The 20516-nt window shown below is 68.7% G+C and carries 21 protein-coding genes; 12 read left to right on the top strand and 9 right to left on the bottom strand.

What is annotated here, in order from left to right:
- Nucleotides 1-96: 96 nt before the first annotated feature.
- Nucleotides 97-1059, bottom strand: a complete 963-nt coding sequence (locus CR157_RS02845; protein WP_258364046.1) for a zinc metalloprotease HtpX — start codon at nucleotides 1057-1059, stop codon at nucleotides 97-99.
- Nucleotides 1060-1229: 170 nt separating this feature from the next.
- Between CR157_RS02845 and CR157_RS02840 the strand changes: the two genes are divergently transcribed.
- Nucleotides 1230-1601, top strand: a complete 372-nt coding sequence (locus tag CR157_RS02840; protein WP_110282013.1) for a thiol-disulfide oxidoreductase DCC family protein — start codon at nucleotides 1230-1232, stop codon at nucleotides 1599-1601.
- Nucleotides 1602-1637: 36 nt separating this feature from the next.
- On the opposite strand, the gene fabF is transcribed toward CR157_RS02840, so the two are convergent.
- Complete coding sequence (gene fabF, locus CR157_RS02835) at nucleotides 1638-2903, bottom strand: beta-ketoacyl-ACP synthase II (RefSeq protein ID WP_110282012.1); 1266 nt, start codon at nucleotides 2901-2903, stop codon at nucleotides 1638-1640.
- A gap of 91 nt (nucleotides 2904-2994) precedes the next feature.
- Between fabF and CR157_RS02830 the strand changes: the two genes are divergently transcribed.
- Complete coding sequence (locus tag CR157_RS02830) at nucleotides 2995-3651, top strand: TetR/AcrR family transcriptional regulator (protein WP_110282011.1); 657 nt, start codon at nucleotides 2995-2997, stop codon at nucleotides 3649-3651.
- Between the two features lie 42 nt (nucleotides 3652-3693).
- Here CR157_RS02830 and CR157_RS02825 read toward each other — a convergent pair whose 3' ends face one another.
- From CR157_RS02825 to CR157_RS02815, 3 genes are all read right to left on the bottom strand, one after another.
- On the bottom strand, nucleotides 3694-4143 hold the full coding sequence (locus CR157_RS02825) for a GNAT family N-acetyltransferase (protein ID WP_181421940.1): 450 nt from the start codon (nucleotides 4141-4143) through the stop codon (nucleotides 3694-3696).
- Nucleotides 4144-4200: 57 nt separating this feature from the next.
- The gene (locus tag CR157_RS02820; protein ID WP_110282009.1) at nucleotides 4201-5946 is read right to left on the bottom strand and encodes a M14 family metallopeptidase; all 1746 of its coding nucleotides are present in this window, start codon (nucleotides 5944-5946) and stop codon (nucleotides 4201-4203) included.
- A 74-nt stretch (nucleotides 5947-6020) separates the two neighbouring features.
- Nucleotides 6021-6611, bottom strand: a complete 591-nt coding sequence (locus CR157_RS02815) for an NADPH-dependent FMN reductase (protein WP_219999868.1) — start codon at nucleotides 6609-6611, stop codon at nucleotides 6021-6023.
- Between the two features lie 449 nt (nucleotides 6612-7060).
- Between CR157_RS02815 and CR157_RS02805 the strand changes: the two genes are divergently transcribed.
- The 3 genes from CR157_RS02805 (at nucleotide 7061) to gloA (ending at nucleotide 9870) form a co-directional block, all read left to right on the top strand.
- On the top strand, nucleotides 7061-7999 hold the full coding sequence (locus tag CR157_RS02805) for a hypothetical protein (RefSeq protein ID WP_181421939.1): 939 nt from the start codon (nucleotides 7061-7063) through the stop codon (nucleotides 7997-7999).
- Between the two features lie 15 nt (nucleotides 8000-8014).
- Complete coding sequence (locus CR157_RS02800) at nucleotides 8015-9142, top strand: CapA family protein (protein WP_110282006.1); 1128 nt, start codon at nucleotides 8015-8017, stop codon at nucleotides 9140-9142.
- Between the two features lie 194 nt (nucleotides 9143-9336).
- The gene (gloA, locus tag CR157_RS02795) at nucleotides 9337-9870 is read left to right on the top strand and encodes a lactoylglutathione lyase (RefSeq protein WP_110282005.1); all 534 of its coding nucleotides are present in this window, start codon (nucleotides 9337-9339) and stop codon (nucleotides 9868-9870) included.
- 91 nt (nucleotides 9871-9961) lie between these two features.
- Here gloA and CR157_RS02790 read toward each other — a convergent pair whose 3' ends face one another.
- The 3 genes from CR157_RS02790 to CR157_RS02780 all read right to left on the bottom strand — a co-directional run bounded on the left by CR157_RS02790 (nucleotide 9962) and on the right by CR157_RS02780 (nucleotide 12855).
- A complete protein-coding gene (locus CR157_RS02790; RefSeq protein ID WP_258364045.1) occupies nucleotides 9962-11068 on the bottom strand; it encodes a histone deacetylase family protein in 1107 nt (368 codons plus the stop codon).
- 102 nt (nucleotides 11069-11170) lie between these two features.
- Nucleotides 11171-12073: a complex I NDUFA9 subunit family protein gene (locus CR157_RS02785; protein ID WP_110282004.1), complete on the bottom strand. Its 903-nt coding sequence runs from the start codon at nucleotides 12071-12073 to the stop codon at nucleotides 11171-11173.
- Between the two features lie 14 nt (nucleotides 12074-12087).
- A complete protein-coding gene (locus CR157_RS02780; protein WP_110282003.1) occupies nucleotides 12088-12855 on the bottom strand; it encodes a class I SAM-dependent methyltransferase in 768 nt (255 codons plus the stop codon).
- Nucleotides 12856-13298: 443 nt separating this feature from the next.
- Here CR157_RS02780 and CR157_RS02775 point away from each other — a divergent pair, with 443 nt between their 5' ends.
- The 7 genes from CR157_RS02775 (at nucleotide 13299) to CR157_RS02745 (ending at nucleotide 20045) form a co-directional block, all read left to right on the top strand.
- The gene (locus CR157_RS02775) at nucleotides 13299-13763 is read left to right on the top strand and encodes an SUF system Fe-S cluster assembly regulator (RefSeq protein WP_110282002.1); all 465 of its coding nucleotides are present in this window, start codon (nucleotides 13299-13301) and stop codon (nucleotides 13761-13763) included.
- Nucleotides 13764-13835: 72 nt separating this feature from the next.
- On the top strand, nucleotides 13836-15278 hold the full coding sequence (gene sufB / locus CR157_RS02770; RefSeq protein ID WP_110282001.1) for a Fe-S cluster assembly protein SufB: 1443 nt from the start codon (nucleotides 13836-13838) through the stop codon (nucleotides 15276-15278).
- 69 nt (nucleotides 15279-15347) lie between these two features.
- On the top strand, nucleotides 15348-16100 hold the full coding sequence (gene sufC, locus CR157_RS02765) for a Fe-S cluster assembly ATPase SufC (protein ID WP_110282000.1): 753 nt from the start codon (nucleotides 15348-15350) through the stop codon (nucleotides 16098-16100).
- Nucleotides 16097-17455, top strand: a complete 1359-nt coding sequence (gene sufD / locus CR157_RS02760; RefSeq protein ID WP_110281999.1) for a Fe-S cluster assembly protein SufD — start codon at nucleotides 16097-16099, stop codon at nucleotides 17453-17455. Before sufC ends, sufD begins: the two co-directional genes overlap by 4 nt.
- A 15-nt stretch (nucleotides 17456-17470) precedes the next feature.
- On the top strand, nucleotides 17471-18730 hold the full coding sequence (locus tag CR157_RS02755) for a cysteine desulfurase (protein ID WP_110281998.1): 1260 nt from the start codon (nucleotides 17471-17473) through the stop codon (nucleotides 18728-18730).
- 8 nt (nucleotides 18731-18738) lie between these two features.
- The gene (gene sufT / locus CR157_RS02750; protein WP_110281997.1) at nucleotides 18739-19311 is read left to right on the top strand and encodes a putative Fe-S cluster assembly protein SufT; all 573 of its coding nucleotides are present in this window, start codon (nucleotides 18739-18741) and stop codon (nucleotides 19309-19311) included.
- A gap of 20 nt (nucleotides 19312-19331) precedes the next feature.
- Nucleotides 19332-20045: a SanA/YdcF family protein gene (locus CR157_RS02745; RefSeq protein ID WP_110281996.1), complete on the top strand. Its 714-nt coding sequence runs from the start codon at nucleotides 19332-19334 to the stop codon at nucleotides 20043-20045.
- Between the two features lie 11 nt (nucleotides 20046-20056).
- On the opposite strand, the gene CR157_RS02740 is transcribed toward CR157_RS02745, so the two are convergent.
- Nucleotides 20057-20500, bottom strand: coding sequence for a hypothetical protein (locus tag CR157_RS02740; protein ID WP_110281995.1), 444 nt, complete (start codon nucleotides 20498-20500; stop codon nucleotides 20057-20059).
- Nucleotides 20501-20516 lie beyond the last annotated feature (16 nt).

Genomic DNA, 20516 nt, shown 5'->3' with positions numbered 1-20516 from the left:
CGGCGAGCCACTGGGTGAGGGGATCCTGCGCTGATGGAGCTTGGTCAGCCACAGCAAGGCGGAGATCGCCGAGGTCTGGCGCGACCAGGAGGCCCGTCAGCGCCGCAGGATCCAGTAGCGTCCGCCCAGCGGGCCGGGGCGTTCGAGGATGATCGGGGGCTCCTCGGCGGGGATCCGGATGACCGGAGGGGGGCCGGCCTGTCGGGGCTGTGCGCCGAGCTCCCGCAGCCGGCGGATGCGCGTTTCCGTCGGCGGGTGGGTGCGCAGCCAGTCGAGCCAGGCGGGCTGGTAGCGGCCGTACATCGTCGTCAGCCAGCTGCCGTGGTAGCGCTCCAGCACGTCCAGGGCCGAGGCGAGGCCGTGGGGGTCGCCGGTGAGGGCGGCGGCTTCCAGGTCGGCAGTGTATTCGCGGTTGCGGGAGAGCGCGAGCTGCAGCAAGGTGCTGAGGGTCGGGGCAAGGGCCAGCAGCAGCAGTGGCAGCCACGGCACGACGAGCTCCCCGGCCATGACCAGGGGCAGCATCACCAGCAGGCTGATCTGCACCAGGGTCGTCACCCAGATTGTCAGGCGGGTCATGGCGGCGGCCATCGACATCACCCGGGTGTCGCCGTGGCGCAGGTGGCTCACCTCGTGGGCGAGCACGCCGGCCAGTTGGCGCAGGTCCAGCGCCCGCAGCAGGCCCTCGGTGACCGCAATGCCGCCGTCGTGCCGGCTACCCACGGCGAAGGCGTTGAGGTCACGCGACGGGGCGTAGTAGAGCAGCGGGGCGATCTCCAGGCCGGCCCGACGATAGAGGATATCGAGGACCCGATAGAGTTCCGGGGCCTGGTGAGGGCGGAGCAGCCCGGCGCCGGCGTTGGCCAGGATCAGGCGGGCCGGGATCCAGCCGCTGAAATACACCGCCAGCAGCGCCGACGCGAGGCACAGGAGCACGCCGCCGGCGCCGGCGAGGAGATAGCCCGGCACGGAGAGCACCAGGGCCAGTCCGGCCATGATCAGCAGGGTCTGCAGGCCATTCTTGAAGCGGCTGCGCCAGAGCCGTCCCGGTTCGAGTGCCACGGTGAACCTCGCTCCCGACAGAGGTGTGCGTCAACGGGTCAATCCACGATATCCGAAACCCGGGAGATGAAGAAGGCACCTGGGTTCTCAGGAAGCCCGGGCGGCTGGGTCATGGTACGCTCTGAGGCGTACCCCGACATTGGCCGACACCGCCGGCGATGGGAGCCCCCATGAGCGATCTGCCCCTCCTCAAGGTCTACTACGACGCCGTCTGTCCCGGCTGCCGGCGCGACCGGGCGCGCTATGAACGGTGGGCCGGCGGGGCGGCCGAGGCGGTGGAGTGGATCGATGTCACCGATAACGCGGCCCGGCTGCGAGAGCGGGGCGTGGAGCCCCGCGAGGCGTTGCTGTCGCTGCATGTGGAGGATCACCGCGGGCGCATCGTGGAAGGCATCGACGCCTATATCCTGCTGATGCGCCGGGTGCCGCGGCTCAGGCCGCTGGCCTGGTTGCTCGACCTGCCCGGGGTGAAGGCGCTGCTGGAACGGGCCTACCGCCGCTGGGTGCGGCGGCGTCTGGCCCGGGAAGGGCGGCTTCCGTGACCGGGGGCCGCCTCGCCGTCCTCCCCGGGTGTGCCCCTACACCTTGCTGACGATCAGGGCGGCGTTCACCCCGCCGAAGCCGAAGCCGTTGCACAGGACGTGCCGGGTGAGCTGGTCGCGCGCCGCCCCGGGCACGAAGTCCAGGTCCCGCATGTCGTCGTCGGGGGTCTCCAGGTTCAGGGTCGGGGGGAGCCGGTCCTGCATCACCGCCAGGCTGGAGAAGATGCTTTCGATACCGCCGGCGGCGCCCAGCAGGTGGCCGGTGGCCGACTTGGTGGAGGAGATCGGGATGCCCGCGAGCCTATCCCCGAACACGCTCCTGAGCGAGGCGATCTCGGCGCGGTCGCCCACGGGCGTCGAGGTGGCGTGGGCGTTGATGTAGCCGATCTCCTCGGGCGACAGCTGTGCCATGCGCAGGGCGGCCCGGATGGCCGCGGCGGCGCCGGCACCGTCTTCCGGTCCGGCGGTGATGTGGTAGGCGTCGGCGCTGGTGCCGTACCCGCTGAGGATCGCGAGCGGCGTCGCACCACGCGCCTCGGCGTGCGCCAGGGTCTCGATCACCATCAGTCCCGCTCCCTCGCCGATCACGAAGCCGTTGCGTGCCCGGTCGAAGGGCCGCGAGGCTCGGGTGGGCTCATCCCGTTCGGTGGAGAGCGCCTTCAGCGCGTGGAAGCCGGCCAGCGAGAGCGGGTCGACACAGGCCTCGGCGCCGCCCACCAGGGCGACATCGGCCTCGCCGCTGCGCAACAGGCGCATGCCGTCGCCGATGGCCTGGAGGCCCGCCGCGCACGCCGTGACCGGGCAGCCCAGCGGGCCCCGGAAGCCGTACCGGATGGAGAGGTTGCCCGCCGCCATGTTGGCCAGGAAGGCCGGCACGGTGAAGGGGGAGAGGCGCCGGTAGCCGCGCTGCACCAGGGTGTCCTGCGCCTGGGTGATGGTGGGAAGGCCGCCGATTCCCGTGCCCACGATGGTTGCGGTGGCCTGCTGTCCGGCCTCGTCCTCGGGGAACCAGCCGGCCTGGGTCAGCGCCTGTTGGGCGGCGGCCAGGGCGTAGAGGCTGAACAGCTCCAGCTTGCGGCGCTCCTTGCTGTCGGCGACCCGGTCGAGGTCGAAGCCGGCCTCGGTGTCGTCGCCGATCGTGGGGACCAGCCCGGCGATCTTGATCGGCAGGTCGCCGGTGTCGAAGCGGGTGATCGGGCCGATGCCCGAACGCCCCTCGAGCAGGCGGCGCCATGCTGCCTTGACGCCGCATCCGAGGGGACTGATCATGCCCATGCCCGTGATGACGATCGGTGATTCCATGGTGTCTCCTGAAGGTCAAGGGTCGCGGCCAACCTAGCATCGGGCTAGATATGATCAAGATAATATTCAGTCTCGTGACGGCGAGGTGGTCATGCCATATTCAGCAGCGCACAAGGCGAGATCCAGGGAGCGCATCCTGACGTCCGCCACCGAGTTGTTCTGTCGCCATGGCTTCGACAAGGTCTCCATCGGGCAGATCATGAAGCTGGCGAAGATGACCCATGGCGCCTTCTATGCCCACTTCGCATCGAAGGAGGCCCTCTACAATGCCTCCGTCCATGAAACCCTGGAGGGCAGCCGCGCGGCGCGACTGGTCAAGGGGCCCTTGTCAGTGAAGCACCTGACGGCCCTGGTGGCCAACTACTGGAACCTCCAGGAACTGGAGCGCAAGCACAAGCCGGGGCCGGAAACGGTGCTGTTCAATGAGATAGGCAACGAGAACGCCGAGATCAGGACCCTGTTCGAGGCCTCTTACCAGCGCATGAGGAAGATGCTGGAAACCCGGCTCATCGCCCTGAGCCGCCTGAAGCAACTGCCCTTCGAGCCCGATCGCCAGGTCATCGCCGAGAAGTCCCGCGCCATCCTCGCCTCCCTGGTGGGCGCCGTCGCCATCGCCAAGAGCCTGCCCGAGGAGGAGGAACGGCGGAACCTTCTCGAGGCCGCCCAACGGCAGATCCTGCTCATGCTCGGCGTCAGGGAGAGCGAGCTCGAGGGCCTGCTCGGCGCCGCCGGGCAGGGTGGCGACTGACGCCGGGCGCCTGCCCGGGTCGGCGACGGGGGAGCGACATCGTCACCCCCGGATCTCGGCGATGACCTCGCCGGTCTCCTCGCTCAGCCCCGTCTCCTGGAAGCCGAGACTGGCGTAGAAGTCCCGGGCGACCTGGTTGGTGGGCACATAGCAGATCGCGATCCGCTCGAAGGGGCCCTGTGCCCTGATCTCGTCCAGCACGCACTGCATGGCCCTGTGCCCGATGCCTCTTCCCTGATGGTGTCGGTCGACCATGAGACGGAAGATGTTGTAGGCAGGCGGCCGGTCGTCGTGGTCGAAGGATTCGTACATGAGAAAGCCGACCACTTCCCCGTCGCAATAGATGGCGCGAGGATGATAAGTCGGATGGAAGCTCGCTTCGGCAATGGAGTACAGATTGTCAGCGACATAGTCACGCTGCGATGTCGCTACCTCCAGCGCAATGACGGCCTCGAAGTTCTCGCGGGTGACGTCCTTCAGTGCTATGTCCATCACATGCTCCTCCTTTGGGGGCATCACCCGCCGCATGGGCAGAGGCGTCGCGGCCGCTCAGCAGGCGCCCGGTGCACCGGACTCCCCGGGGAGCGGGATCGTCTGGTGCACCTCACCCAGCCGCGGGCTGCCGATCCGCACGGTCACCTCGCCCTCGCCCAGGATCACCCAGCATACACGGGCCTGGTGGCCGTTGCCTCGGGAGCGCTGGAACCAGGGCATCTGGGCGGTGTCGCCCAGCCCGCGGCCCCAGCCCTCCAGGTGACCCAGCACCTGGCGAGCCTGGCCGGGGTCATGCAGCCGGCAGCCCACGGCGCTGGCCGTGGCCTCGACACCGCTGTTCCAGGGCCGTTCGCGGGCGGCCTGCACGCCATAGCTCGGCAGGTAGCCGTGGTTGGCCACTGTCACCGTCAGCTCGTGGTAGCCGTCGCCGAGGGATGTGCAGCGCACCGCCTCGATCACCAGCCGCGGCAGGAGGGAGGCGACTTGGAGCCAGTAGGTGACCAGGCCGTTGCAGATCGCCGGCAGGATCTCCGGCGGCGGGTTCCAGATGCCGATGCAGGCATCCAGCCCACCGACCTCCACCGCCCCCAGCTGCGGATGGTCCAGGGGGTGCCAGGGGTGGAACAGGCGACCGTGGTTGTTGACGAGGTCCCACTGTGCCAGTCGTTCCATCTCCTCGCGGTCGAAGGCGGTGTAGTGATCGATGAAACGCTCGGGCCGGGGGCGGCCGAGCCGGTGGAAGAGGTCCCAGAGTTCGCAGACCTGGGCCACGCAGCCTCGCTGATGGTAGGCAAAGTCGGTGAGGTCGCCGTGCAGCGGGGTGTCCGGCTCGTAGGTGAACTCCTCGAAGCCACTGACGGTGGGGTAGCCGACCAGCGACTGGCCCCAGGCGGCCAGTTGCCGGTAGAGGGCGAGGTCGTGCTGGTCCATGCGATCGTCGGGGGCATCGGCGAGCGGGCGGATGAACACGCCGCCGAAGGTGTGCAGGTTCAGCCAGGCATAGAGGTTGGGGTGGGCGAGGGCGAAGTCGATGACGGCACGGGGCTCGGGCTCGTCGCCAGGGTAGTGGCCGGCGCCGAGCTGATCGGGCTCCGGCCGCCAGCCCCAGGGGAAGTGGCGGTTGAAGTCCGGCGTATCGCGCAGCCAGTCGGGTTCGGGGATCGTCACGCCGTCCCAGTGTGCGATCACGCCCTCGGGATAGAGGCGCCAGTAGGGCGGCGGGTCTTCCACCCGGCGCGGCAGCATCAGGCCGGGGTGGTCGGGCGACTCGACGAAGTCGCCGGCCTCGTCGTGTCGGCGCAGGTAGCGGCACTGGCCGTCGCCGTCCAGGTCCTCGGTACGCCAGTGGGGCCTGGCGGGGCTGTCCGGGGTGCGCCGTGGGGCGGAGCGCACGAACCCGCGCTGGCGCAGCACCTGCTCGGCGCCGTCCGGCGAGATGCGCGGGCAGACGTAGAACAGCACCTCGCGCAGGAAGCGGCGCTGGTGCTCGGGCCAGCCACCTGGCAGGGCCTCGGGGTCGAGGTGCAGCGCCAGGGCTGCCTCGGCCACGGCCAGGGCGACACTGGAGCCGGCCAGCTCGGTTCCGTGCATGTTGCCGTCGACCCAGACGCCGGGGCGTCGACGCTCCGGCTCGGGGCCGATGGTCAGCACCCAGATGTCGCGCCCCTGGGGGGTGGTACCGATGCTCTGCAGGCGAGCCAGCTGCGGGAAGGCCTGCGCCCACTCCTCGAGCTGTCGCGTCAGCGCCTCGTGGGTCAGGTAGCGATGACGAAAAGGGCCATCGAGTGCGTCCTGCGCCATGCCGATGCCTCCGGTTGCCAAGCTCCGCTGTCAGTATGGCTGACTTTGCGGGCCGGCCCGCCGGATCGCGGGCCTCAGGCGCCGAGCCTGACCAGTGTGTCGATCAGCCGCCGGCAGATGGTGTCCAGCTTCTGCTGCTGGCCGTCGCTTGCCAGGCTGCCGTCGTCATCGAAGGCCTCCGCGGCCCGGGCGACGGCGAGCTGGTCGGGCAGCACCGTCACGCCGATATTGCCCAGTAACTGGCGGATCAGCGCCAGGCTGCGGATACCACCGAGCCCGCCGGGGGAGGCGGAGACCACCGCGGCGACCCGCCCCTGGAACAGCTTGAGCCCGCTGTCGCCTTCATGGGGGCGGGTGAGCCAGTCGATGGTGTTCTTGAGCAGTGGCGTGATGAAGCCGTTGTACTCCGGCGAGGCGATCAGCAGGCCCTGGTGCTCGGCCAGTAGCCTGCGCAGAGCCAGGGCGTTCTCGGGCAGGCCGCTCTCGGCCTCCAGGTCGCCGTCGTAGAGCGGCAACGGGTAGTCGCGCAGGTCGATGAAGGTGGGCTCGCCGCCCAGCGCCTCGATGCGATCGGCGGCCAGGCGGGCCAGCTGCTTGTTGAAAGAGTCCTCCCGGGCGCTGCCGGCGAAGACCAGGATGCGGGGCGGGATCGGGCGATCGGTCATGTTCTCGGGCTCCATGGGCAAATACCTCCCTCTTCACGAACTTCCCTAGCAAGAGTGGCCGTCATGGGCTGTCTGCGCCAGGCGAAACGGGGCCTGGCGAGAGGGGGCAGGGCGACGTACTCTACTCGCATGGTCCCGCCTCAGGAGCCTCACGAGTGGACATGGACATGCAGGCCGCCCGGGAGGAGGCCCGCCAGGGGCTCGCCGAAGGGGGCATTCCCATCGGCTCGGTGCTGGTGCACCGGGGCGTGGGCATCGACCGTGGGCGCAACCGGCGGGTGCAGCTGGGCAGCACTGCTCTACGGCATCCCGAGGGTGGTGATCGGCGAGAGCCGCACCTTCCTCGGCGAGGAAGCGCTGCTGCGCTCCCGAGGCGTCGAGCTGGAGGTGCTCCAGGCGCCCGAATGCATCGCACCGATGGAGGGCCTTATCCAGGAGTCGCCGGCGCTATGGAACGAGGATATCGGCGAATACCCCCGGACCGGGCGGATCGCCTCGCCTGGGCGGTGTGGCTGGTGCTCTGGGCGTGGCTGGCTTGGCTGCTGCCGGGACCAGCCGTGGCCCAGGACGACTGGCTGCGCGATAGCTGGCGGGAGGTGATTGCCGGCTCCCCCTTCGACGAGCCCCTGCAGGTCGAGTCGGAAGCGCGCAGCTACTCGGTGAGCGGCCGCGTCCACGCCCGGGTCCATTACCCCTTCGAGCGCCTCGCCGAGGAGCTCGCCTCGCCCGCGGCCTGGTGCGAGATCCTCTTCCTGCACCTGAACGTCAAGGGCTGCCTTCACGGGCCGGGGGGGAGCGCCGAGGGCATTGCCCTGGCGCTTTTCGTGGGGCGCCAGGACCAGGCCAACCCGGCGGACGCCGAGCGTCTCGACCTGCGATGGCGGGTCGTCGCCCGCCAGCCGCGCTACCTGGATGTGGCACTGGAGGGGGACGAGGGGCCCTACGGCACCCGCGCCTTTCGCCTGCAGTTGCGGGCGGTGCCCGATGACGACGATCACAGCCTGGTCCAGCTGCGCTACTCCCTGGTCTTCGGCATGCGGGCGCGGCTCGCCCTGCGTGGCTATTTCACCTTCGGTGGGCGCGATCGTGTGGGGTTCACGCTGGAAGGCACGGGAGCGGACGGGCAGCCGACCCATGTGGGCGGCACCCGGGGCATGATCGAGCGCAACGTCATGCGTTTCTACCTGGCCCTCGAGGCGCATCTGGATACCCGCATGCTGCCCGAGGCCGAACGGCTCGACGCCAGCCTGCAGCGCTGGTTCACCCTGACGATGCGCTACCCCCGCCAGCTCTTCGAGATCGACCGGGCCACCTACCTCGACCAGAAGCGGCGCGAGTACGAGCACCAGCAGGCCCTGGCCGGGGAAGAGGCGCAGAGAATCCGATAACGGAGGCATGCACCGATGGCTTCCCCACGTCGCGACGCGACCGATACGACCCTGTGGCTGACCGGGGATGTGATGACCGGGCGCGGCATCGACCAGGTCTTGCCCCATCCCGGCGATCCCCGACTCTTCGAATCGTACATGACGTCGGCCATCGGCTATGTCTCGCTGGCCGAACGGGCGACCGGCCCCATCCCCCGGCCCCAGGACTTCGCCTACATCTGGGGCGATGCCCTGGAGGAACTGGACCGCCTGGCGCCGGACCTGCGGCTGGTCAACCTGGAGACGGCGGTCACCACCAGCGACGATGCCCAGCCCAAGGGCATCAACTACCGCATGCATCCGGCCAACCTGCCCGTGCTCGGTGCCGCCGGGGTGGAGGGCTGCGTGCTGGCCAACAACCATGTGCTCGACTGGGGGCCGGATGGCCTCGTCGAGACCCTGGAGGTGCTCGAAGGCGCCGGATTGCGCACCGTGGGGGCCGGGCGCCGCCGCGCAGAGGCGCTGGCGCCGGTGCCCTTCGACGTGCCGGGGGGCCGGGTATGGCTGCTGGCCCTGGGGGCACCCAGCAGCGGCATCCCCAGGGCCTGGGCGGCCACCGATGAGCGGCCCGGCATCCACCTGTTGCCCGAGCTCACGGCCGATGCCGTGGGTGCCATTGCAACCGAGATCGCCAGGCGTCGGGAGCCGGGGGACCTCGCCGTGGTCTCGCTGCACTGGGGCGGCAACTGGGGCTACGAGATTCCTCGCGCGCATCGGCGTTTTGCCCATCGGCTCGTCGACGAGGCCGGCGTCGATCTCGTCTGGGGGCACTCTTCCCATCACCCCCTGGGCATCGAGGTGCACCGCGGCAAGCTGATCCTCTACGGCTGCGGCGACCTGATCAATGACTATGAAGGCATCTCCGGGCACGAGGGCTTCCGCAGTGATCTGGTGCTGCTCTACTTGCCGACGCTCGGGCTGGCCGATGGCCGCCTGGCGCGGCTGGTCCTGGTGCCCATGCGGCTGCGTCACTTTCGCCTGAACCGGGCGACGCCCGACGAGGCGCAGTGGCTGTGCCGGATGCTGAATCGGGAAGGGCGGCGGTTCGGCACCGGGGTGCGGCTCGACGCGCACGGGCGGCTGGTCCTCGCGTGGCGTGGATAGCCCGGTGGCGAGGGGAGACCCTGGCGCCGGGCCCGCCGTTCATGGCAGCCTTTCTCGATCCCTGTGCCTGGGAGCCCTTCACCGGGGCCCTGGGCCAGTACGGCCACCATGGCGGGTAGACGAGGCCTGAATCCGATAGCGGGCACCCGGCCTGGCGGGGTGCCCGCGCACTGTGCAGCGAAAAGGAGATCAAGATGAGCTTTCAGGGTGAGCAGTATCCCGGCGTGCAGTCGCCGACAGCGGAGTCCGACGGCTTTCGCCTCAACCACACCATGCTGCGGATCAAGGACCCGGAGAGGGCGCTGGCCTTCTATACCCGGGTGTTCGGCATGCGCGTGCTGCGCCGGCTGGATTTCGAGGAGATGCAATTCTCGCTCTACTTCCTGGCCCGGCCGGAAGCCGGCGAGACCGTGCCCGAAGCGACCGGCGAGCGCACGGTCTGGACCTTCAGCCAGCGCGGCGTGCTGGAGTTGACCCACAACTGGGGCACCGAGGAGCAGGCGGACTTCGCCTACCACGACGGCAACGCCGAGCCCCAGGGCTTCGGCCATATCTGCTTCTCGGTACCCGATCTCGAGGCGGCCGAGGCCTGGTTCGACGCCAACGAGGTCGAGTTCGTCAAGCGCTCGGACCAGGGCAAGATGAAGAACGTGGTCTTCGTCAAGGACCGCGATGGCTACTGGATCGAGGTGGTCCAGGCCGAGCGACTCGCCGCCCTGGGCGACTGACTCCGCCGGCCCGAGCCCGGCATCGTGATCCGGGAAGTCGCTTGCGTGCCACCTGCGAGGCTGGCCGGCCCCGTTCCCTGCGTTCGCCGGGTCAGTCCGGGGGTGGCCCGACGAAGGCAGCGCGGTGAAAGCCCGCCGCGGCCTCGACCTCGGCGATGCCCCGCTGGCCGGGTTCCGGCGGCTCGTCGCCGGCCAGCACCCGCAGCACCGACCTGACACCGCGTGACAGCGAGATCAGGTTGTAGCCGCCCTCCAGCACGAAGACCAGGCGTCCCTGGCAGTGCCGGCGGGCCAGGGCCTTGAGGATGCCGGTCATGGCGGCGAAGCCGTCATAGGAGACCTCCAGGGCCAGGTCATGGCTGTGCGGATCGAAACCGGTCGAGACCAGGATCAGGTCGGGCTGGAACCAGTCGGCCGCCGGTACCAGGATCTCGCGAAAGGCCTTGAGGTAGGCGGCGTCGCCGGCGTCGGCGGGGAGGGGAACATTGACGTTGGTGCCATCCCCCAGGCCCATGCCGATCTCCTCGAGACCCCCCGTGCCGGGATAGAAGGGGGCGGCGCGGTGCAGGTCGAAGAACAGCACATCCGGGTCGGCCCAGAAGATATCCTGGGTGCCGTTGCCGTGGTGGGCATCCCAGTCGACGATCATCACTCGCGCACAGCCCAGTGCCGTGCGGGCATGAGCGGCGGCCACCGCCACATTGTTGAACAGGCAGAAGCCGCGGGCGCGCACCGGCTCGGCATGGTGGCCGGGGGGTCTCACCAGCGCGAAACTGCTCTCGGCTCTTCCCTCGACGACGGCCTCGACGGCGGCGATCGCCGTGCCGGCGGCCACCTCGGCGGCGTCGACGCTACCGGGTGACACGGCCGTGGTGTCCACATCCAGCCAGGCACTCTGGCCGCGAAGCTCGAAGATGTGGTCCAGGTAGGAACTGGTGTGCACGCGCCCCAGCTGCTCCCGCGTCGCCGCCATGCCCGACTCGAAGATCACGCCGGGAACCGGCTCGAGTTCCAGAAGATGCCGGATGGCGGTGAGCCTGGCGGGGTGTTCCGGATACTTCCAGGGGACGCCCAGCTCCGACAACAGTGAGCGGATACGATCGTCCATGCGACCCGGCAGGAAAGGCACCTCGATATCCGGTTCATGGGCCAGCATCCGCTCGTCATAGAAGGCGATCACGCTGTTCTCGTCGGCCACAATACAAGCTCCATGGGTGTGCAGCGAAAAGGCGATTCAGGCGAAGTGTGTGGCTACAGCATAGACGGGGCAGGGTTGTCGGGGGAACGGGTGTCGATGAACTCACTCGGTGGCCAGGCACTCCGGCAGGCTATCGCGCAGCGAACGCGGGCCGATGCCCAGGTCGTCGAAAGTGCCGACGCCGTCACCGACGAGGTTGTCCCGCTGCATCAGGATCACCTGGTCGCGGGTCAGGGGAGGGCTGGGCAGGGCCGAGGCCAGTGCCGCCAGCGTCCGCCAGGCGACGAAGGGCACCGGCAGCAGCCGCCGGTCGCGCTTCAGGTGAGCCAGCACCAGTTCGAGGATCTCGCGGTAGCGCATCACGTCCGGCCCGCCCAGCTCGAACAGCCGGCGCTCGGTGAGCGGCTCGCCGAGCAGCCGGATCAGGGCCCGGGCGACGTCCACCACATGCACCGGCTGCAGCCGGGTCTCGCCGTGGCCGAACAGCGGGATCAGCGGCAGGCGAGTGAGGCCGGCGAGGGTGGAGAGGAAGGCGTCGCCGGGGCCGAACAGCACGCTGGGACGCACGATGATCGCCCTGGGCAGGGCCTCGAGCACGGCGGCTTCACCCCGGGCCCGGGCACGCACATAGGCCGAGGCCGAGTGCGGGGTAGCGCCGATGCCGGAGATCTGCACCAGCCGCTCGATACCGGCCAGGCGCGCCAGGCGCGCCAGGCGGCTTGCGCCTTCCACATGGATGGCCTCGAAGCTCGCCTGGCGGGACTCTACATAGAGGCTCACCGCATTGACCGTGGCGCTGGCGCCGGCAAGGGCGGCGGCCGTGCTGGCCTCGTCACGGATATCGGCGGTGACGGGCTCGAGCCGGTCGCCGTCCTCGGCCCAGTCGGGCAGGGCCGGGTGGCGGGCGGCGATGCGCACCGCCTGGCCGGCGTCCGCCAGCTCGCGGACGATGGCGCGGCCCAGGAAACCGGTGCCGCCGAAGACCGTGATCGGGCCCCGGGTCATGGCGGTGCCTCCCGTCAGCAGTGTGCCTTGAGTCTCAGCCGCACATAGTCGGCCGTCCAGTTGCCGTGGCTGTCGCACAGGCTGGGGGCCAGCCAGGCGAGGGCGTCGTCCAGCACCGCCTCGCGCACGTCATCCTCGAGGCCGTGCAGGAAGGGGTTGGCGAAGGTGGCGAGCCAGCCGGCCATGCCGGTGGGCAAGGGCGTGGGGCGGGGAATCAGCTCGAGGGTCTCGACCCTGAAGCCGGCGGCCTCCAGGCAGTCGCGATACTCGTCGGCGGTGGGGAAGTACCAGGGGAAACGGGCCTTGCCGCTGATGCCGCGAACCTGCAGGGCCGCCAGCAGGGCGGTGCAGATGGCGGCGACATTGCCGTGGCCGCCGAACTCGGCGACGAAACGTCCGCCCGGCTTCAGCGCCCGCCGGACGCCGGCGACCACCGCCTCGTGGTTGAGCATCCAGTGCAGGGCGGCGTTGCTGGAGACGGCGTCGAACTCGTGATCGAAGGGCAGGTTGTGGGCATCCACCACCCGGGCATCCAGGCCACGGGCCCGGGCGGCGTCGACCATGTCGGCCGAGGCATCGACCCCGACCAGGGTGGCGCCGGACTCGGCCAGCACCTCGCTCAGGGCGCCGTCGCCACAGCCCAGGTCGAGGATACGCTCGCCGGGTCGTGGTGCCAGCAGTTCGGCCACGGCGCTCCCCAGGGCCGGTACGAAGTCGGCGTGCTGGGCATAGCCATTGGCGCTCCAGTGCTGGCCGGGGGCGTTGTGCGGGACATCGGTCATGGGAGGCTCCATGGCTGGGGCAGGATGCGTGCCGTACTGGCTTCAGGTTAACCCATTACCGGTAGCCGGCCATCAACGCGCGGATCAGCGAGCGCGGGCGATAGCGGCGTGCGAGAGGTTGGTGATGCCCTCCGCCACGCCCATCGACTTGACCCGTTCGAATGCCACAAGCTTAGCAGAGCCGGTTATCTATTTGTTTTGGCAATGGATGACGATCTGCAATGGGTGGAATGGATGGTTCCGATCCATGCGTGGTGGGGGATCGATAGCGGTGGCAAATGAGAATGATTGGCGTTTTTGATGGGATCGGCGCTGATCATGCCGGCATCCTGCCGCTTGCGCGCGAGAAGTGGTCGGGGGGCTTCACATCGAAATCATACAGGACTAAAATGGTCCCCAATCGATCGCGGGTCCGTCCAGACCCGCGCCCTGAGGAGTCAGGCATGCTCAAGCTTTCACGGCTGACCGACTATGCCGCGGTGGTGATGGCGCATATCGCCAGGCACCCCGACCAGTCGCATGCGGCGGCGGAGCTCGCCGAGGCGGTGCAGCTGCCGCATCCCACGGTCAGCAAGACCCTGAAGATGCTGGTCAAGGCGGGATTGCTGGAATCGCACCGCGGCGCCCAGGGGGGGTACTCCCTGGCGCGGCCGGCATCAAAGATCACCGCCATCGACATCATCACCGCCATCGAGGGGCCGGTAGCGATGACCGAATGCAGCCACGCCGAGGGCGACTGTGATCTCGCCGCCACCTGCGGGGTCGCCGACAACTGGCAGCGCGTTTCACTGGGGGTGCGCACCCTGCTCGACAGCGTGACGCTGGCCCACCTGGCCGATACCGCGCCGCTCAAGCTGCCGGTGCAGCTACCCATACAGAGCGTGAGCCTGGCCGCCGACACGGCCTGAGCCCACCGAACCGGATTCATTACCCGAGGCGAGCACGGCTCGCCGACCCAACCGCCCGGGAGGGGAAGCATCATGGCAAGTCAGGAAATGGAACAGCTCGTCCGTCGCGACTACAAGGAAGGGTTCGTGACCGACATCGAGAGCGACACGGTACCGCCCGGTCTCGACGAGAGCACCATCGCCTTCATCTCGAACAAGAAGGGCGAGCCGGAGTGGATGCTCGAGTGGCGCCTCAAGGCCTACCATCAGTGGCTGAAGATGACGCCGCCCTCCTGGGCGCACCTGGACTACCCGGCCATCGACTACCAGGCGATCTCCTACTACAGCGCGCCCAAGCGGCCGGAGGACCGTCCCCAGAGCCTCGACGAGGTCGACCCCAAGCTGCTCGAGACCTACGAGAAGCTGGGCATTCCGCTGCACGAGCGGGCGGCGCTGGCCGGGGTGGCGGTTGACGCGGTGTTCGACTCCGTCTCGGTGGCCACCACCTTCAAGGAGAAGCTGCACGAGGCGGGGGTGATCTTCTGCTCGATCTCCGAGGCGATTCGCGAGTACCCGGAGCTGGTCAAGCAGTACCTGGGCACCGTGGTGCCCCAGGGGGACAACTACTTCGCGGCGCTCAATTCGGCGGTGTTCACCGACGGCTCCTTCGTGTTCGTGCCCGAGGGCGTGACCTGCCCCATGGAGCTCTCGACCTACTTCCGCATCAACGCCGCCAACACCGGCCAGTTCGAGCGCACCCTGATCATCTGCGAGAGCCGCGCCCAGGTGTCGTACCTGGAGGGCTGCACCGCGCCGATGCGCGACGAGAACCAGCTCCACGCCGCGGTGGTCGAGCTGGTGGCCCTGGAGGACGCCTACATCAAGTACTCCACGGTGCAGAACTGGTACCCCGGCGACGAGGACGGCAAGGGCGGCATCTACAACTTCGTCACCAAGCGTGGCGACTGCCGCGGCGACCGCTCGCGCATCAGCTGGACCCAGGTCGAGACCGGCTCCGCCATCACCTGGAAGTATCCGTCCTGCGTGCTGCGCGGCCGCGACAGCATCGGCGAGTTCTACTCCGTGGCGGTGACCAACGGCCGCCAGCAGGCCGACACCGGCACCAAGATGATTCATATCGGCGAGGGCACCCGCTCCTACATCGTCTCCAAGGGCATCTCCGCCGGACGCGCCAACCAGTCCTATCGGGGGTTGGTCAAGGTGGGGCCGCGGGCGAAGAACGCGCGCAACTTCACCCAGTGCGACTCCCTGCTGATCGGCGACCGGTGCGGCGCCCACACCTTCCCCTATCAGGAGATCGGCAACAGCAGCGCCACCGTCGAGCACGAGGCGACCACCTCCAAGATCGGCGAGGACCAGCTGTTCTACTGCCAGAGCCGCGGTATCTCCGAGGAGGATGCGGTCAGCATGATCGTCAACGGCTTCTGCAAGGACGTCTTCCAGGAGCTGCCGATGGAGTTCGCCGTCGAGGCCGAGGCGCTGCTGAATGTCACCCTCGAAGGGGCGGTTGGCTAGGCCGCCGCGGAAACCACCGAACGTATCGGCGCCGCGCGGGCGGCGCAAACTGGATCAAAGGTAATCAACATGCTCGAAGTCAAGGATCTGCACGTCACGGTCGAGGGTTCCGAAATCCTCAAGGGCCTCAGCCTGACCGTCAACGCCGGGGAAGTCCACGCCATCATGGGTCCCAACGGGGCCGGCAAGTCGACCCTGTCCGCGGTGATCGCCGGCAAGGACGGCTATGAGGTGACCGCCGGCTCCATCACCTTCGAGGGCCGGGACGTCCTGGAGATGGAGATCGAGGAGCGGGCCCAGGCGGGGCTGCTGCTGGGCTTCCAGTACCCGGTGGAGATCCCCGGGGTCAAGAACATCTACCTGCTCAAGGCGGCGCTCAACGCCCAGCGTGCGGCCCGCGGCGAGGGGGAGATCCCGGCGCCGGAGTTCATGAAGCTGATCAAGGAGAAGGTCGCCTTCATGAAGATGGACACCAGCTTCCTGCAGCGTGCCGTCAACGAGGGGTTCTCCGGCGGCGAGAAGAAGCGCAACGAGATCCTGCAGATGCTGGTGCTGCAGCCGCGGCTGGCGATGCTCGACGAGATCGACTCCGGCCTCGATATCGACGCCATGCGCGTGGTCGCCGACGGCGTCAACAGCCTGCGCGCCGAGGATCGCGGCATCCTGCTGGTGACCCACTACCAGCGCCTGCTGGACTTCGTGGTGCCCGACAAGGTCCACGTGCTGGTCGACGGCCGCATCGTCAAGAGCGGCGATGCCGGGCTGGCCCGCGAGCTCGAGGCCCGCGGCTACGAATGGCTGCTGGAGGAAACCGCCGCATGAGCGATGTTCAGAACGATGTGACGCGCTTCCTCGACCGCCTGGCCGAGCGCGCCGCTTCACGAGGGCCCGAACCGACCTGGATCGCCGCCCGGCGCCAGGCCGGCGCCGCCCGCTTCGAGGCCATGGGCTTTCCCCATCGCCGCGTCGAGCAGTGGAAGTACACCGACGTGCGCGCCATCGCCCGGGGCGACTTCGCCCTGGCCACCGACGGCGAGTTTTCCCAGGCCTCGGCGGCGGCCCTGACGCTGCCCATCGAGGCGCACCGCCTGACCTTCGTCGACGGGGTCTTCTCCGCGGCGCTCTCCCGGCTCGACGACCTGCCCGCCGGCGTGCAGCTGCTGCCGCTGTCGCAGGCGCTGGTCGAGAACCACGAGGCCGTGGGCGGTCCGCTGGGGCGGCTGACCGGGGTCGAGTTCTCGCCCTTCTCGGCGCTCAACACCGCCTTCATGGAGGAGGGCGCGGTACTGCGCCTGGCGCCGGGCACCGTGGTCGAGAAGCCGATCATCCTGCAGTTCCTCTCCCGGGCCGGCGAGGCGCCGGTGATGAGCCACCCGCGCATCCTGGTCGAGGCGGGCGGGCGCAGCCAGGCCACGGTGATCGAGCACCATGTGGGCGAGGAGGCCGCGACCAACTTCACCAACCTGGTGGAGGAGATCATGCTGGATCGCGGGGCCATCCTGACCCACTACAAGCTGCAGGAGGCGCCGCTCGGCGACCTGCACGTGGCCAGCATCCAGGTGGAGCAGGCCCGCGACAGCCGCTTCACCTCGTTCAACCTGAACCTGGGCGGCGGCCTGGTGCGCACCGACCTGGTGGCGGACCTCAACGGTCAGGGGGCGGAGACCCACTTCAACGGCCTCTTCTACGGCCAGGGGCGCCAGCACGTGGACAACCACACCCTGGTCAACCACAACGCGCCCTACACCTTCTCCGACGAGAACTACAAGGGCATTCTCGACGACCGCGCCCATGGCGTGTTCAACGGCAAGGTGATCGTCAAGCGCGACAGCCAGAAGATCGAGGCGTACCAGAACAACGCCAACCTGCTGCTCTCCGACCGCGCCGAGATCGACACCAAGCCCGAACTCGAGATCTATGCCGACGACGTCAAGTGCTCCCACGGCGCCACCACCGGCCAGCTCGACGAGGAGGCGATCTACGCCCTGCGCACCCGCGGCATCGACGAGCAGACCGCCCGCGGCCTGCTGACCCTGGCCTTCGCCGGCGAGGTGATGGAGCAGGTGGATCTCGAGGCCGTGTCCGAACGGGTCGAGCTGGCCGTGGCCGGCAAGCTGCCCGAACGCTTCAACCTGGCCGGCCTGGTGGAAACCGCCGTGGCACTCGGCGAGCAATGAGGAGGGGAAGCAGCCATGACTGACCTGGCCACCAGCACCACACTTGATGTTCCGTCCCTCGACGTGACAGCGGTCCGCGCGGATTTCCCGATCCTGGCGCGCCAGGTACACGGCAGGCCGCTGGTGTATCTCGACAACGCCGCCACCAGCCAGACCCCGCGGCAGGTGATCGAGGTATTCGACGACTACTACGGCCGCTACAACGCCAACATCCACCGCGGGCTGCACACCCTCGCCGACGAGGCCACCGCCGCCTTCGAGGGCACCCGAGAGACCGTGCGGGCCTTCCTCAACGCCGCCGAGAGCCGCGAGATCGTCTTCACCCGCGGCACCACCGAGGCGATCAACCTGGTGGCAGGCGCCTGGGGCCGGGCCAACCTGACGCCGGGCGACGAGGTGCTGGTGTCGCTGCTCGAGCACCATTCCAACATCGTGCCCTGGCAGCTGCTGGCCAGTGAGCTCGGCATCGTGATCAAGGTGATTCCGGTGGACGAGCGGGGCGTGCTGGACCTCGACGCCTACCGTCGGCTTTTCACCGCACGCACCCGACTGGTGGCGGTGAACCATGTCTCCAATGCCTTCGGTACCGTCAACCCGGTGCGCGAGATGGCGGCGATCGCCCACGCCGAGGGGGCCCTGATCCTGGTCGACGGTGCTCAGGCGGCGCCCCACCAGAAGGTGGACGTGCGCGATATCGATGCCGACTTCTATGCCTTCTCGGGGCACAAGGTCTACGGGCCTACCGGGGCGGGCGTGCTCTACGGCAAGGCCGGGCTGCTCGAGGCGATGCCACCCTGGCAGGGGGGCGGCGAGATGATCCGGAGCGTCTCCTTCGAGACGCCCACCACCTTCGCCGCGATTCCCCACAAGTTCGAGGCCGGCACCCCGGCCATCGCCGAGGTGATCGCCCTGGGCGCCGCGCTGAAGTGGGTCGACGCCCTGGGCCTCGAGGCCATCGGCGCCTGGGAGCAGCGCCTGCTGGCGCACGCCACCGCACGTGTCTTGCGCATCGACGGCCTGCGCATCCTCGGCACCGCACCAGGCAAGGCCGGCGTGCTGTCGTTCGTGGTCGACGGGGCTCACTCCCAGGACATCGGCCTGCTGATCGATCAGCTCGGCGTGGCGATCCGCACCGGCCACCACTGTGCCCAGCCGCTGCTGACGCACTTCGGCGTCGATGCCACCTGCCGGGCCTCGTTCGCCGCCTATAACACCCTGGAAGAAGTCGATGTCTTCGCCGAGGCCCTGGAGCGGGTCATCGGCATGGTGCGCTAAGGAGCCCCATGAGCACTATCGAGCAGATTGCCAGCCTCGAGAAGGGCCAGACGCTGCCGCTGCAGCGCGACGTGGAGGCGATCTCCATTCCCTTCGGCAAGACCGTGACCCTGGTCGAGGACAGCCTCGTCAGCGTGATGCAGGCCAAGGGCAGCTCGGTCAGCGTTGGCTTCGAGGGGCGGCTCTACCTGATCGAGGGGGCCAACCTGGATGCCCTGGGGCTCGAGGCCTTGCCGCGCCCGACCCTGCCCGAGACGGCCTCCGACGACGAGATCGAGCAGTTCGTCTGGGACCAGTTGCGCACCTGCTTCGATCCGGAGATCCCGGTCAACATCGTCGACCTGGGCCTGGTCTACGGCTGTCGGATCGAGCGGCTGATCACCGGCGAGCGCATCGTCACCATCCGCATGACCCTGACCGCACCGGGCTGCGGCATGGGCGACGTGATCGCCGCCGATGCCCGCAACAAGATTCTCGGCGCCCCGCAGATCAGCAAGGTGCACACCGAGATCGTCTTCGACCCACCCTGGAGCCGTGAGATGATGAGCGACGAGGCCAAGCTGGAACTGGGCATGTTCTAGCCTCGCGGCCGGGGAGTTCGATGCACGCGCTGCTGTTGAGGTTCTTCAAGGTGTTGCTGATGTCGCTGGGGGCGTTGCTGCTCCTGGCGACACTGCTGTTCGTGGCCGGCAACCTCTGGGTGCTCGGCAAGACCCAGGCGCGCATCGAGCACGAACTGCCGCTGTGCGGCGCGGAGCGGGTCGGCATCGTCTTCGGCACCTCCCACTGGACCCGCAGCGGCGTCCGCAACCCTCACTTCGATGCCCGCATGAGCGCCTCGGCACGCCTGATTCGCCTCGACCGGGTCGACCACCTGCTGCTCTCCGGCGACAACCGCACCCGTTTCTACAACGAGCCCGTGACCATGTGGCGCGACCTGCGCGGGCGCCATGTCCGCGACGAGGACATGACCCTGGACTATGCGGGCTTCAGTACCTTCGACACCCTGACCCGGGCGCGTGACGTGTTCGGCGTGGAGAGGGCGCTGTTGATTACCCAGGCGTGGCATCTGCCGCGGGCGCTGTACATTGCCGACACCCTGGGGCTCGAGGTGACCGGCTGTGCGGTGCCGTCGCGGCCGGTGAGGGGAGTCTGGCGGCTGCAGGCGCGGGAATGGATCGCCCGGGTGGCGACCCTGGGGGATCTCTACGTCTGGGGCCGAGAGCCCTACTTCCTCGGCCCGCTGGAGCCGCTGGAGATCGCGCCCCGCTCCTGGGAGGCGTGGGTGCTGGACGGAGCCGTCGTCGAGGAGTAGGTGGCCGGCGGTCAGCGGCGCTGACGCTGCTGGGAGGCGTAGAGCTCGCGGATCAGTGCCCGGCAGCCCTTCAAGCACTCCTCGATCACCGGCTCGATGGGCTCGGGCAGGGGGTGGGTGAAGAGGGTGGAGAGCGCCTGCATCAGTACCCGCTCCTGTTCGAGCAGCTCGCCGATCAGCACCTGGCTGTCGTTGCCGACGAAGCTCTTCAGCCGACTCCACAGCCACATGTAGTCGTCTCGCTCGACATCGGCATCTCGAGGCAGCAGGGCGAGGTGCTTGCGGGCCAGCTCCTGCAACTCGTGCATCGACTTCGCCCTGGCTTCGTAGTGGGGCTTGAGGGCGTCGCGCAGGGATGGGCGCAGGCGCTCCAGATTGTCCTGAAAGTAGTCGATGCTGTCGGCCAGCGCCTCGAGGGCGCTGTCCATCGCCACTTGGCGATTGTCGAGAAACATGAGCGGTCACCTCCTC

The sequence above is a fragment of the Halomonas sp. LBP4 genome (genome assembly GCF_003202205.1).
Lineage (GTDB): Bacteria > Pseudomonadota > Gammaproteobacteria > Pseudomonadales > Halomonadaceae > Halomonas > Halomonas flagellata.
The sequence above is the reverse complement of the archived record's forward strand: the minus strand, read 5'-3'. Positions and strand labels throughout refer to the sequence as shown.